This is a genomic window from Pseudomonas sp. HMSC067G02 (assembly GCF_001813485.1).
GTDB classification, from domain to species: Bacteria; Pseudomonadota; Gammaproteobacteria; order Pseudomonadales; family Pseudomonadaceae; genus Pseudomonas; species Pseudomonas aeruginosa.
Genome location: NZ_KV812700.1, coordinates 84,391 through 96,064 on the forward strand (window position 1 = coordinate 84,391; position 11,674 = coordinate 96,064).

Annotated in this window: 13 protein-coding genes; 5 read left to right on the top strand and 8 right to left on the bottom strand. The window is 65.7% G+C overall.

All coding sequences use genetic code 11. From position 1 onward, the window contains the following. Positions 1 to 30: 30 nt before the first annotated feature. Positions 31 to 1,725 carry an AMP-binding protein gene (locus HMPREF2914_RS21475; RefSeq protein ID WP_003113337.1) on the bottom strand — a complete coding sequence of 565 codons (1,695 nt, stop codon included), beginning with the start codon at positions 1,723 to 1,725 and terminating at the stop codon, positions 31 to 33. 220 nt (positions 1,726 to 1,945) lie between these two features. Here HMPREF2914_RS21475 and HMPREF2914_RS21480 point away from each other — a divergent pair, with 220 nt between their 5' ends. Together HMPREF2914_RS21480 and HMPREF2914_RS32685 are read left to right on the top strand one after the other, a co-directional pair. After that, complete coding sequence (locus tag HMPREF2914_RS21480; RefSeq protein ID WP_003102512.1) at positions 1,946 to 2,638, top strand: MgtC/SapB family protein; 693 nt, start codon at positions 1,946 to 1,948, stop codon at positions 2,636 to 2,638. A 136-nt stretch (positions 2,639 to 2,774) separates the two neighbouring features. Beyond that, positions 2,775 to 2,921: a PSPA7_2676 family Cys-rich small protein gene (locus HMPREF2914_RS32685; RefSeq protein WP_023091698.1), complete on the top strand. Its 147-nt coding sequence runs from the start codon at positions 2,775 to 2,777 to the stop codon at positions 2,919 to 2,921. Positions 2,922 to 2,960: 39 nt separating this feature from the next. On the opposite strand, the gene HMPREF2914_RS21485 is transcribed toward HMPREF2914_RS32685, so the two are convergent. Beyond that, positions 2,961 to 3,503: a DUF4946 domain-containing protein gene (locus tag HMPREF2914_RS21485; protein ID WP_003090018.1), complete on the bottom strand. Its 543-nt coding sequence runs from the start codon at positions 3,501 to 3,503 to the stop codon at positions 2,961 to 2,963. A gap of 318 nt (positions 3,504 to 3,821) precedes the next feature. Here HMPREF2914_RS21485 and srfA point away from each other — a divergent pair, with 318 nt between their 5' ends. After that, positions 3,822 to 4,052 carry a stress response facilitator SrfA gene (gene srfA / locus HMPREF2914_RS21490; RefSeq protein WP_003090022.1) on the top strand — a complete coding sequence of 77 codons (231 nt, stop codon included), beginning with the start codon at positions 3,822 to 3,824 and terminating at the stop codon, positions 4,050 to 4,052. Between the two features lie 74 nt (positions 4,053 to 4,126). Here srfA and HMPREF2914_RS21495 read toward each other — a convergent pair whose 3' ends face one another. Next, positions 4,127 to 4,414 (bottom strand): type 4 pili assembly inhibitor PlzR, encoded by a 288-nt coding sequence (locus tag HMPREF2914_RS21495; protein ID WP_003090024.1) that lies wholly within the window; start codon positions 4,412 to 4,414, stop codon positions 4,127 to 4,129. A gap of 168 nt (positions 4,415 to 4,582) precedes the next feature. Here HMPREF2914_RS21495 and ctpH point away from each other — a divergent pair, with 168 nt between their 5' ends. Then, positions 4,583 to 6,289, top strand: a complete 1,707-nt coding sequence (gene ctpH, locus HMPREF2914_RS21500; RefSeq protein ID WP_019485295.1) for a methyl-accepting chemotaxis protein CtpH — start codon at positions 4,583 to 4,585, stop codon at positions 6,287 to 6,289. 126 nt (positions 6,290 to 6,415) lie between these two features. Here the strand turns inward: ctpH and HMPREF2914_RS21505 are convergent, their stop codons facing one another. Next, complete coding sequence (locus HMPREF2914_RS21505) at positions 6,416 to 6,928, bottom strand: anti-virulence regulator CigR family protein (protein WP_023091697.1); 513 nt, start codon at positions 6,926 to 6,928, stop codon at positions 6,416 to 6,418. Positions 6,929 to 7,277: 349 nt separating this feature from the next. Between HMPREF2914_RS21505 and HMPREF2914_RS21510 the strand changes: the two genes are divergently transcribed. Beyond that, entirely contained in the window at positions 7,278 to 8,765 is a 1,488-nt protein-coding gene (locus tag HMPREF2914_RS21510) for a SulP family inorganic anion transporter (protein ID WP_003090030.1), read from the top strand. Positions 8,766 to 8,774: 9 nt separating this feature from the next. On the opposite strand, the gene HMPREF2914_RS21515 is transcribed toward HMPREF2914_RS21510, so the two are convergent. The 4 genes from HMPREF2914_RS21515 to HMPREF2914_RS21530 all read right to left on the bottom strand — a co-directional run bounded on the left by HMPREF2914_RS21515 (position 8,775) and on the right by HMPREF2914_RS21530 (position 11,629). Beyond that, a complete protein-coding gene (locus HMPREF2914_RS21515; RefSeq protein ID WP_003090032.1) occupies positions 8,775 to 9,602 on the bottom strand; it encodes a class I SAM-dependent methyltransferase in 828 nt (275 codons plus the stop codon). Beyond that, on the bottom strand, positions 9,592 to 10,017 hold the full coding sequence (locus HMPREF2914_RS21520) for a DUF1641 domain-containing protein (protein WP_003090035.1): 426 nt from the start codon (positions 10,015 to 10,017) through the stop codon (positions 9,592 to 9,594). Before HMPREF2914_RS21520 ends, HMPREF2914_RS21515 begins: the two co-directional genes overlap by 11 nt. 22 nt (positions 10,018 to 10,039) lie before the next feature. Next, positions 10,040 to 11,227 (bottom strand): NAD(P)/FAD-dependent oxidoreductase, encoded by a 1,188-nt coding sequence (locus HMPREF2914_RS21525; RefSeq protein WP_023981036.1) that lies wholly within the window; start codon positions 11,225 to 11,227, stop codon positions 10,040 to 10,042. A 192-nt stretch (positions 11,228 to 11,419) separates the two neighbouring features. Beyond that, positions 11,420 to 11,629: a hypothetical protein gene (locus tag HMPREF2914_RS21530; protein WP_003090037.1), complete on the bottom strand. Its 210-nt coding sequence runs from the start codon at positions 11,627 to 11,629 to the stop codon at positions 11,420 to 11,422. Between the last annotated feature and the right edge of the window lie 45 nt (positions 11,630 to 11,674).

Here is an 11,674-nt window from a genome sequence, read left to right on the forward strand (position 1 = left end):
AGCGCAGGAGCGGGGCGCGGCTCCATCCTCTCAATCGCGCCCCTGGCGCAGCGCGAGTAGGCGAATCTCTTCGATGCTGATCTCGCGCATGCGGAACTTCTGGATCTTGCCGGTAACGGTCATCGGGAACTCGTCGACGAACTTGAAGTGGCGCGGGATCTTGAAGTGAGCGATACGCGCCTTGCAGAACGCCCGCAACTGTTCGTCATCGGCGTGGTGGCCCGGATGCAGCTTGATCCAGGCGACGATTTCCTCGCCATAGCGCTCGTCGGGGATGCCGATTACCTGCACGTCGGCCACCGCCGGGTGAGTGAAGAAGAACTCCTCCAGTTCGCGCGGATAGATGTTCTCGCCGCCGCGGATGATCATGTCCTTGCTGCGCCCGACGATCCGCACGTAGCCGTCGTCGTCCATCACCGCCAGGTCGCCGGTGTGCATCCAGCGCGCCGGGTCGATGGCCTCGGCGGTGGCCTGGGGGTCGTTCCAGTAGCCGAGCATCACGCTGTAGCCGCGGGTGCACAGCTCGCCGATCTCGCCGCGCGGCACCACCCTGCCCGTCTGGTCGACGATCTTGCTCTCCAGCCTCGGCTGGGTGCGTCCGACAGTGGTCACGCGCAGCTCCAGGCCATCGTCCGGACCGGTCTGCAGCGACACCGGACTGGTCTCGGTCATGCCGTAGGCGATCTGCACCTCGGCCATGTGCATGTCGCCAATGACCCGCCGCATCACCTCGATCGGGCAGGTGGCGCCGGCCATGATTCCGGTGCGCAGGCTGGAAAGGTCGAATTCGCGGCGGCGCGGATGATCCAGCTCGGCGATGAACATGGTCGGTACCCCGTACAGCGCGGTGGCGCGCTCCTCGGCCACGGCCAGCAGGGTCGCCTCGGCGTCGAAGCTGGGCGCCGGGTAGATCATGGTCGAGCCGTGGGTGACGCAGCCGAGGTTGCCCATCACCATGCCGAAGCAGTGATACAGCGGCACCGGGATCACCAGGCGGTCTTCCGCGCCGAGTCCGAGGCTTTCGCCGACCATGTAGCCGTTGTTGAGGATGTTGTAGTGGCTGAGGGTGGCGCCCTTGGGGAAGCCGGTGGTACCGGAGGTGTACTGGATGTTGATCGGCTCGTCGAACTGCAGCGAGGCCTGGCGCTGGCGCAGTTCCTCGGCGCCTACCGCGGCGGCCAGCCCCGGCAGGCCCTGCCAGTGCAGGAAGCCCGCCGGCGCCCGCTCGGCCAGGCTGATCACGCCGCGCAGTTCCGGCAGGCGCTCGCTGGCCAGTTCGCCCGGACGCGCCCGCGCCAGCTCCGGCAGCAGGTCGCCGAGCATCGCGTGGTAGTCGCTGGTCTTGAAGGCGTCGGCGCAGATCAGCCAACTGCAACCGGACTGCTTGAGAGCGTATTCCAGCTCGCTGCTGCGGTATGCCGGGTTGATGTTCACCAGGACCGCACCGACCTTGGCGCTGGCGAACTGGGTAATGCACCATTCGGCGCAGTTCGGCGCCCAGATCCCCAGGCGTTCGCCGGGGCGCAGGCCCAGGGCGATGAAGGCGCGGGCGTAGGCATCGACCCGCTCCGCCAGTTGCCGCCAGCTGTAGCGCAGGCGTTGATGCCGCACCACCAGCGCCTCGCGCTCGGCATGACGCGCGACGGTGGCATCGAAGGCGTCGCCGACGGTGGTCGCCAGCAAGGCGACATCCTGGCGACCCGAGGTATAGCTCGGCTGATTCATGGCTTTCCCTTGTTGTGGTTGTTCTGGGAATGTCGCTGAACCGTCGTCCTGCGCCGCCAGGGCGCTACGACGGACACCGGCGAGCGGTGTCGGTGAAGTCGAAGAGCATGTTTACGTTAACGTAAAGGTAAACGCAAGAGGCTTGTCCGCCCAGGGCCGTCGGCCCCGGCGCGGCCCAACGGAACGGCGTAGAATGGGCGGTTTTTCACAGGAGCACAGCATGACCCCGGAAATCGCCATCGGCCTGGTGACGGCCCTCGGCCTCGGTGCGCTGGTCGGTCTCGAGCGACAATGGCGACAGCGCTCTTCCGGCATGGCCACCCACGCGATGGTCGCACTCGGTGCGGCCAGCTTCTCGATCCTGCCGCTGTTGCTCGACAACGAGGTCAGCGTGACCCGCATGGCGGCCCAGGTAGTCAGCGGCATCGGTTTTCTCGGCGCCGGCGTGATCATGCGCGACGGCCTCAGCGTACGCGGCCTGAGCACTGCGGCGAGCATCTGGAGCACCGGCGCGATCGGCGTACTGGCCGGCAGCGGTTTCATCCTGGCGGCCTGCATGACGACCGCGCTGATCGTCATCGCCAACCTGTTCCTGCCCGCTCTCGGCCGGGTGGTGGACCGCCACACCTCGGGCGAGGCCGAGCAGGAGCGCTTCTACCAGATCAGCGTGTCCTGCGAGGCGCGCAACGAAGCGCTGGTGCGCATGCAGTTGCTGCAACGCATGGGCGACAACCGCCTGAACCTGCAGAGCCTGGAAAGCCACGCGCTGAAAGGCAGCGGCAACGTGGAAGTGAACGCCGTGGTGTTCACCCTGCACAAGGAGGATTCGCTGGTGGAACAGATGGTCGGCGAGCTGTGCCTGGCACCGCAGGTCACCGCCGCCAGTTGGGTGATGAATCCCGCCGCGGAATGATCCGGCGAATTTAGGTTGCCCATTCTAGACGCTTCGCCGCAGGCTTTTCCCACCTCCAGACAAGAACAAGCCGGAGTGAACCACACCACCACTGCCTGTTTCGTGGACGGGGCGAGCCGCCCCGCGGGGAGGAGTCATGCGCTTGCGTTGTTTCTTGCGAGGTTGCCGCTGGGACGAAGGTAGCCTGGTCACGGTAGGCCCCGACCTGATGCTGCGCCAACGTTGCCGGCGTTGCGGTGCCCATCGCTATCTCAGCGTCGAGGCGCAGCCCGAGGAAGCCTGAGCGACGCCGGTCGCGTCCAGGCGTCGAGCGGCTGGCCCTTCAGCGCAGGACCAGGCTGGCCCGGGTGCGCAGGTAGCTCTGCCGGTAGACCACGCTGTTGGCCGGACTGGCGGTATATACCAGGGAGTACATCGCGCGCTGTCCCAGGGCCATCGCCACGATCTGGGTCAGCAGCACCTCGTTGCCCTGGCTGATCCGGCAGTGGGTCTCCAGCGATGCCAGGCCGCCGAGGTTCGAGCGGATCGGTGTGGTGCAGCGCGAGCCCAGCCCGGCCTTGCGGTAGCCCGATTGGACGACATCGAAGACACTCTGGAACTGGCCGTCGATCTCCACCGACTCCTCTTCCATCATCTTCAGGCTGAGCAACTCGATGCTGGCTTCCTTCTCACCTCCCGGCCCGAGCTTGGTCGCCAGTTGCCGGGAGCCCAGTTGCTCCACGTCGCTGGCCTCGGGTGGGATGCTCTCGGTGATCACCTGCCAGCCGGCCGGCCAGTCGACCTCGGGCTGATAGCCACTGCTGGCGCAACCCGCCACAAGCCCCGCCACTACCACCAGCGCCAAGCCGGACGCCTTGCTTCTCATAGCATTTCCTTACTCGCAAAACCCATCGGAGGGAAAGGTCGGACCTGTCGCCATGGCGCCGTCCGCGCAGTCTCCGAGCCCATGGCGACAACGTTCCCAGCTTACCGGAGAGACGGCGAGCGCCAAGGCGCAAGCCTGAACAAGCTAGCCGACTTGGCGAGGAACGCACAAATTTCATCGGCTGGCGTACAGGTATGGGACATCGGTACCAATAGCGAAGTCGCGCAATCCGTCAGTTTTTTTTGAATTTTTGCCATTGGAAAAAGTCTGTTCAGCGCAGCGTTTTTCCAAGTCCCATCCGGCCCGCAAGGAGAACCCATGGCTGAACCCCAGGACAAGTACACCCGGCGCACAGGTAGGACCTGGGCGGACGACCAGGCGACCTACAACCGTCTGCGCGAAGAAGCCGACGCCGCTCGCCAGAAGCTGCGCGAAAGCGGCTACAGCGGCGCCGAGTACGACCAGTTGCGTCAAGCCGCCTTCGATCTCAACCGCAAGGCCAACCAGTACTGGGAGCAGATGCTCAGCGACCTGCGCCAGGAAGACTGATCAGCGCCACGCCGGGAGACTGCCGCTCTCGGCCCGCACACCCCCTCCACTCTTTGCGTGCTCCTGGCGTCGGCTCATTCGGGCGCATCCGGGTATTGCACCTCGTCCAGCAGGCGAAACCCCACGCTGTCGGCGTCCAGCGCGCCGAGCAGTTCGATCTGTCGATCGATGTCCTGGTTGATATTGGCCAACTGGCCGATGAAGGCATTGGCCGCCTGGCGGGTGCCAGGGTCGGAGCTGCGCGACAGCTCGAAGCCGAGCTGGGTCAGGGCGGCAGCCAAGTGAGCGAGATTGCGCACACTCAACGAGTGCAGTTGGCGGGAAACGGCCTGTTCATCCTGAACGGTGGGAGGGACATCCATGAGTCAGATCCTTCGACTGGCACAATGTGACATTCGTCACAGAGATTAACCGAAGCCCCGCAGAACATCCATGCCAGCTATTTCCCTTCGTCGGCTCTGGCCCGGCCCCTGCGTCGTCCTCAAGTTGTCAGATCCGCTGTCGATACTCTGCGAGCCGGAACACGCGCCATGCCCGCCTCGCCGGGCCACAGGGACGTCCTCGGCTGCCTCGTCGCAGCCTGCGTGCCGGTCCAACCTGGCAATCCATCGAGGCGTTCCATGCTGCAACAATCCCTACGTGCGCAAATCCTTGTCCTGCTCGGCGGCAGCCTGGCGGCGCTGCTACTCATAGCCCTGGCCTGCTTCGGCTCGCTGACCGGCGACGTACGCGCCTACCGCGAGCTGCTCGGCGGCCCCGTGCGGGCGGCGCAACTGATCGACGAGGCCAACCTGCAATTCCGCGGCCAGGTCCAGGAATGGAAGAACGTCCTGCTACGCGGACGCCAGGCAGAGGCCCAGACGAAATACTGGAGCCAGTTCGAGGCCCAGGAACGAGCGGTGCAGGACATCCTCGGGCGCCTGGGCAGCGTGGCCGAAGGCGAGTTGAAGGATCGTGTCGAGCGCCTGCGCGAAGAGCACCGGCGACTCGGTACGGCTTACCGACAAGGCAGGCAACGGTTCCTCGAGGCGGGCGCCGACCCCATCGCCGGCGACCAGGCGGTGACCGGCATCGACCGCGCCACCACCGCGCAGATGCAGGCCTTGCGTGACGAACTGCACCAGGCCAGTGATCTCCGTTCCGCCGCCATCAGCGCGGAGGCCCGGCGCACCATGCTGCTCGGCAGCCTGGTGCTGATCGGCGCCAGCCTGGCCGTCGCCCTGCTCAGCCTGTGGCTGGTCAATCGCAACCTGGTCCGTCCGGTGCAACGCCTGATCGAGCACATCGCCCAGCTCAGCCATGGCGACTTCGGCGAGCGCATCGAGATCCGGCGCAAGGACGAACTCGGCAAGCTGGCCCTGGCCGCCAACACGCTGCGCGACTTCCTGGTGGACATCTTCGAGCGGCTGCGGCGCAGTACCCGCGACCTGGACAGCGCCAGCGGCTCGCTGAACGCGATCGCCAGCCTGATGGCGGCCGGTACCCGCGAGCAGTTCAGCCGCACCGACCAGGTCGCCACGGCGATGCAGGAAATGTCCGCCACCGCCCAGGAAGTGGCGCGCTACGCCGGCGACGCGGCCAAGGCCGCCGACGAGGCGGACGATTCCGCCCAGCGCGGCGAAGACGTGATGGAAGAAACGATTCGCAGCATCGGCGAGATGCGCAAGGAGATCGACCATACGGTGGAGGTCATCCGCCAATTGGAAAGCGATAGCGGCAGGATCGGCAAGGTCCTCGACGTGATCCGCGGCATCGCCGAGCAGACCAACCTGCTCGCCCTCAACGCGGCCATCGAAGCCGCCCGCGCCGGCGATGCCGGCCGTGGCTTCGCGGTGGTCGCCGACGAGGTCCGCACCCTGGCGCAGCGCACCGCCGAGTCCATCGCCGAGATCCACCAGATCATCGATACCGTGCAGAACGGCGCGGTGAATGCCGCACGCGCCATCGAAAGCGGGCAGTCGCGCAGCGAGGCCGGTGCCGAGCAGGTTGCCAACGCCGGCGCCATGCTGCGCCAGATCACCGCCTCGGTCGAATCGATCCGCGACATGAACCGCCAGATCGCTACCGCCGCCGAGGAACAGACCGCCGTGGCCGAGGACATTTCCCGCAACCTCACGGAAATCGCCTCGATCGCCTCCAGCAACCAGGAACAGGTGGAGCAGACCGAGGCCGCCAGCCGCGATCTCCACAGCCTCTCCGCGCAACTGGGCGATGCCCTGCAACGCCTGCGGGCCTGACCTGGGGTAAGAAAAGGACTTCCACGAGGTAGGGCGGACAAGCGCAACACGGTTATCCGCCACTCCAACGGGGCCTGGCGGATAGCGCCTATGGCGCTACCCGCCCTGCACAGCCAAAAGGCCTGCTCAGTCGAGAGCGTTGTCCAGCACTTCGTAGATCAGCCCGGTCGCCACCGCCACCAGCAGCAGGTCGGTGCCGGCCTGCATCCACTCGTAGCCGTCGTAGTGCGGCAGCCGGCCTAGCAGGCGGCCGTCGAGTTTCCTGGCGATGCCGGGCGGCAGCGGCTTGCCGCGCGCCAGGTTCTTCTGGATGCCGGGCGGCAGGGCCGGCCCCGGGTTCCAGTAGCCGCGGTTGTCGCCGAGGATCACCCGTACCCCGCCGACGTCGATACGCGGTCCCGAGTCCCAGTTGCCGCCGCCGTTGCCCTTCTGGCCGGCGCCGCCGCCCTTGTTGCCGGGGCCGCCATGGTTGTCGTGGCCACCCTGGTTGCCTTTGTTGCCCTTGTTACCCTTTCCGCCGTCCATCTGGTTACCGTGCGGGTTGCCCTTGCCATTGCCCGGGTCGGCCAGGACGGCAGGCGTACCGCCGATCAGGGACAGGCTCACGACCAGCGCGAGCACAGAACGAGTGTTGAACATGATGATCTTCTCTCCATGCGAGGACGATCCCTCGATAGCTTAGAACCGTTTCGCCTGTTTGATTCAGCGCCACCGATTGCGCCCCCAGGGAATGTCCGGAGTAGAGCTTGGTCGGGCCTATCGAATCGGCTATGCTGCCGCTCCCTGCAAGCGACCACCTGCACTCCCCGATGACCTGGCTGCCCACTCCGCCATAGCCATGCCTGCCCCTTCCGGCAACGGTCCGAGCGACCGCGGCCAGCGTGCGTTCGCCTGAACGCCTGTCGTCATCCCTTGTTTTTTCAATGCCATCCCACGGCCCGCACCGTCGACCGACGGCACGGGCCGCGCCTCGTCCCTGGATATCCCGATGCTACAGACGCTGAAACAGAACTGGTTCTCCAATATTCGCGGCGACCTGCTCGCCGGCCTGGTCGTCGCCCTGGCGCTGATCCCCGAGGCCATCGCCTTCTCCATCATCGCCGGGGTCGACCCGAAGATCGGCCTGTACGCCTCCTTCAGCATGGCGGTGGTGATCGCCTTCGCCGGCGGCCGTCCGGGAATGATCTCCGCCGCTACCGGCGCCATGGCGCTGCTGATGGTCAACCTGGTGAAGGACCACGGCCTGCAATACCTGCTGGCGGCGACCCTGCTCTGCGGCGTGCTGCAGATACTCGCCGGCTACCTGCGCCTGGGCTCGCTGATGCGCTTCGTCTCGCGCTCGGTGGTGACCGGTTTCGTCAATGCCCTGGCGATCCTCATCTTCATGGCCCAGCTACCCGAACTCACCGATGTCGGCTGGCCGGTCTACGCGATGACCGCCGCGGGCCTGGCGATCGTCTACGGCTTCCCGCACCTGCCACGGATCGGCCGGCTGCTGCCCTCTCCGCTGGTATGCATCCTGGTCCTCACCGGCATATCCATCTACCTGGGCCTGGACATCCGCACCGTCGGCGACATGGGACAGTTGCCCGACAGCCTGCCGCTGTTCCTCTGGCCGGACGTGCCGCTGAACCTCGACACCCTGCTGATCGTCCTGCCCTACTCCGCCGCCCTGGCGGTGGTCGGCCTTCTGGAGTCGCTGATGACCGCCACCATCGTCGACGAGATGACCGACACCGGCAGCGACAAGAACCGCGAATGCAAGGGCCAGGGGCTGGCGAACATAGCCACCGGCCTGCTCGGCGGCATGGCTGGCTGCGCGATGATCGGCCAGTCGGTGATCAATGTTAAATCCGGCGGGCGCAGCCGGCTCTCGACCCTGGTGGCCGGCGTCGCGCTGCTGCTGATGGTGGTGTTCCTCAGCGACTGGGTCGGGCGGATTCCCATGGCGGCCCTGGTGGCGGTGATGATCATGGTGTCCATCGGTACCTTCCGCTGGGAGTCGATCCGCAACCTGAAGCGCTACCCGCTATCGACCAACCTGGTCATGCTGGTGACGGTCGGCGTGGTCCTCGCCACCCACAACCTGGCCTTCGGCGTGGTCGCCGGCGTTCTTCTGGCCTCGCTGTTCTTCGCCAACAAGATCGGGCACTACCTCGATATCGACAGCGAACGCTCCGCCGACGGCACCCGCCGCCACTACCAGGTGAGCGGGCAGGTGTTCTTCGCGTCGTCCGGCAGGTTCGTCGCTGCCTTCGACCTGAAAGAGACGCTGGAGCATGTGCTCATCGACCTGCGCCACGCCCACCTGTGGGACGTCACCGCCGTCGCGGCACTGGACAAGGTGGTCCTGGGCTTTCGCCAGCGCGGCGTGCAGGTCGACGTGCTGGGCCTGAACGCCGCCAGCGCGACCCTGGTCGATCGCTTCGGCGCCTACGACAAGCCGGGCGCAGTGGACATTCTCTCCGATCACTGAAACGCCCGTTCAGCGGCCGAGACTGGCGACGATGAATACTCGGCGGAACGGGAACAGCGTTCGTCCATCCAGTTCCCGTGGATAGTGACGGTGCAGCAGTTCCAGGTAACGGTCGAGGAAGCGCCGACGCGCCTCCTCGTCCAGTTCGCCGAGCACCGGACGCAAGGCGGAGACCTTGATCCAATCGAAGATCGGGTCGTTGCCGTCCACCACTTGCAGGTACTCGGTCTCCCAGATGTCCAGCTCCGCCGTCAGCGGTGCCAGTAGCCGGTAGTAGTTGTCCAGCGACAGCACATTGCGCCGATGCAGCCGGTAGCGCAACGCGGGGCTGCCCAGCGATGCACCGCCGGGGCCCGCACTGTCCAGCGCATCGAGCATCAGGCGATACCAGGAAGCATCGCGCCAGTTCGGCATGTGCGCCGCCAGGCAGCCTCCCGGAGCCAGTTGCCCCAGCAGGCGTGGCAGCAGCTTGCCGTGATCTTCGAGAAAGTGCAGTACCGCCGCTGCGAACAGCAGGCTGGCAGGGCGCTCGGCGCACCAGTGGCGCAGGTTGGCGCGTTCCCAACTGGCCTTGATCGGCAAGCGCGCGGCCTCCTCGAGCATCTCCACGGAGCTGTCCACGCCGTGCAGTTCGGCCAGCGGCCAGCGGCGGGCGAGCAATTCGGTGGCGATGCCGGTTCCGCAGCCAAGATCGTAGATCCGTTCCGGACAGCACAGCTCGATATGGTCCAGCAACTCGACCACCGGCCGCTGGCGCAATCGGGCGAACTGCATGTAGGCGGAAGGGTTCCAACGCGCCTCTAGATCCGCACGATCTCGGAGAAGGTCATGCACCATGGGCAACCTCCTGCTCCGCGGCGAGTTGGCACCCCAGGCTGCGCAAACTACCCAGCACGAGAGCCAGCCCGCGCCGGGTATCGGCGTCGCGCAACAACCGCAGCAGGTCTTTCAGGCTTGGCGGCTGCTCTCGGAGCAGCTCCGCCTTGGCCACGCGTACCGCGTTACCGACTGACCAACCGACACTGGTGACCTGCTCGAAGAGCTGCGCCAGCCTGTCCACCATGGCCGGGTCCAGCAGATCGACGATATCCGAAAGCAGTGACAGCAGATCCACCAGGTTGTCCAGGCGGTGGCCCTCGATCAGCGGCTGCAACTTGACGGCCAGGGCCTGGAGACTCTCGCGGGTCTGCTCGGGAAACAGGGTGGTATCGGCCTGCGCCTGCGACGCGTATGGCTGCTGATGGCTATCCATGTCGGCTCCTCCCCGTGCGGGGTCAAAGCATTCCACGGGCTACGGCCCAGTACAGGCCGCGATTGAAACCCTGGCGCAACAACCCGCCAAGCTTGGTCGGCGGGGTCGGCTTTACGTCGTGCCGATAGTCGTACCAGAGCGGCATTCCGGCGTTCAGGCCCATCTGCGCGACAGCCTGGACTCGTCCATCGTAGATCGCGCAGGGCTTACCGAGACGAATCTCGGCAGCGATGTTGCTGGCGACTACCGGCGTCTGGTTGTGACAGGCCCCACCGGCCTTGCTCACCGGCAGATCGACGGTATCGCCCAGGGTATACACCCGGTCGACGCCATACACCTGCAAGGTTTCATGGTTCGTCGGCAACCAGCCTTCGTCGGCGGCGGCCTGGGACAGGCCGCACTCCCTGACCGCATCCACGGCGTGGATCGGCGGTGTCGCCATGAGCAAGTCGAACGGCTGCTCGTCGCCCTCCTCCGAATAGGCGATGCGCCGCTCCGGGTCGACCCTGGCCAGGGTAAAACCGCGCTGGAAACGGATGCCGCGTTGCTCGAACAGGCTCGGCAGGATTTCGCAGGTCGGTCGTTGCAGGAACAGACAGTTGCGCAGCAACTGGGCCGTGGTGGGATAGGTGTAGACGATCTCGACACGTTCGCGGACACCCCGGCGGCGCAAGTAGTCGTCGAGCATCAGGGTCGTCTCCACAGGCGCGATCCCGCACTGGTGGGGCACATTCGGCGTCCTCGGGAAGCTCACCGTGATGAATACCCGCCCCGACTCCAGGCTCGCCAGCCGCTCGGCCAACCGACGGGCCGGCTGGTACTGGTAGAAATGGTCGCCAGCCTCTTTCAGCCCCTCGATACGTTCCGGAGCCGGCACGCAACCCGTGGCGATCACCAGGTAGTCGTAGCCATGGCGCCTGCCGCTGCGGGTCTGCAGTTCCTGGCGGGGGAAATCGAAACGGTCGACCCGGTCGAGCTGGAACATCACTTCCGGCCGCAGCAGCGAGCGCTGCGGTCGTTTCAGATCTTCGAGGAAGAATTGCTCGAAGGCGACGTACATGAAGGCCGGCTTGTAGTAGTGATCCGGCGAGTCGGAAATCAGCAGTACCTGCACCTCGCCGCCGAGTATCTCCGGGTAGAGCCGGACGACCAGCAGGTTGGCGAGCATAGTGCCGCCCACTCCGCCCCCGACGATGACGATTTGTTGCATGACTTCTCCTTAACCCTGAGGAAGCCATGGGTATATCTAGATGAACCGGGGGATTAGGCAAGCACGGCTTCGCCACGGAAACAGGACAAATCCGGAAACCTCACCCAGTTCAAGCGCTTGCCTGCGAAGACCCGCCGCCTACCAGAACTGGCAGGGTAGAACGACGGGAATACAGCGCTGCCTCGCTGACGCCTAGCGCCTCGTTCGGGCGAGGGCCCGGAACGTATCGAACGCCAGCACCAGCACGAGCATCGGCATGAGCAACGGGACGAAGGCGGACATGGCGTCCTGGTAAGGCCGCCCCAGCCACCACAGGTAGAGGCTGGCTCCGCCGATCAGCAGGATGACGAGAAGGATGACGAACTTGCAGAGGCGCGAGGCGAAGGAGAACGTATCGGACATGTCTTTTCTCGGTGGAAGCATGTGCGACCGTTTTAGCGAGCGGTG

Bases quoted from the DNA above. Each gene is read 5' to 3' on its own strand.
- HMPREF2914_RS21475 (WP_003113337.1), bottom strand. From the start codon at position 1,725: ATGAATCAGCCGAGCTATACCTCGGGTCGCCAGGATGTCGCCTTGCTG.
- HMPREF2914_RS21480 (WP_003102512.1), top strand. From the start codon at position 1,946: ATGACCCCGGAAATCGCCATCGGCCTGGTGACGGCCCTCGGCCTCGGT.
- HMPREF2914_RS32685 (WP_023091698.1), top strand. From the start codon at position 2,775: ATGCGCTTGCGTTGTTTCTTGCGAGGTTGCCGCTGGGACGAAGGTAGC.
- HMPREF2914_RS21485 (WP_003090018.1), bottom strand. From the start codon at position 3,503: ATGAGAAGCAAGGCGTCCGGCTTGGCGCTGGTGGTAGTGGCGGGGCTT.
- srfA (WP_003090022.1), top strand. From the start codon at position 3,822: ATGGCTGAACCCCAGGACAAGTACACCCGGCGCACAGGTAGGACCTGG.
- HMPREF2914_RS21495 (WP_003090024.1), bottom strand. From the start codon at position 4,414: ATGGATGTCCCTCCCACCGTTCAGGATGAACAGGCCGTTTCCCGCCAA.
- ctpH (WP_019485295.1), top strand. From the start codon at position 4,583: ATGCCCGCCTCGCCGGGCCACAGGGACGTCCTCGGCTGCCTCGTCGCA.
- HMPREF2914_RS21505 (WP_023091697.1), bottom strand. From the start codon at position 6,928: ATGTTCAACACTCGTTCTGTGCTCGCGCTGGTCGTGAGCCTGTCCCTG.
- HMPREF2914_RS21510 (WP_003090030.1), top strand. From the start codon at position 7,278: ATGCTACAGACGCTGAAACAGAACTGGTTCTCCAATATTCGCGGCGAC.
- HMPREF2914_RS21515 (WP_003090032.1), bottom strand. From the start codon at position 9,602: ATGGTGCATGACCTTCTCCGAGATCGTGCGGATCTAGAGGCGCGTTGG.
- HMPREF2914_RS21520 (WP_003090035.1), bottom strand. From the start codon at position 10,017: ATGGATAGCCATCAGCAGCCATACGCGTCGCAGGCGCAGGCCGATACC.
- HMPREF2914_RS21525 (WP_023981036.1), bottom strand. From the start codon at position 11,227: ATGCAACAAATCGTCATCGTCGGGGGCGGAGTGGGCGGCACTATGCTC.
- HMPREF2914_RS21530 (WP_003090037.1), bottom strand. From the start codon at position 11,629: ATGTCCGATACGTTCTCCTTCGCCTCGCGCCTCTGCAAGTTCGTCATC.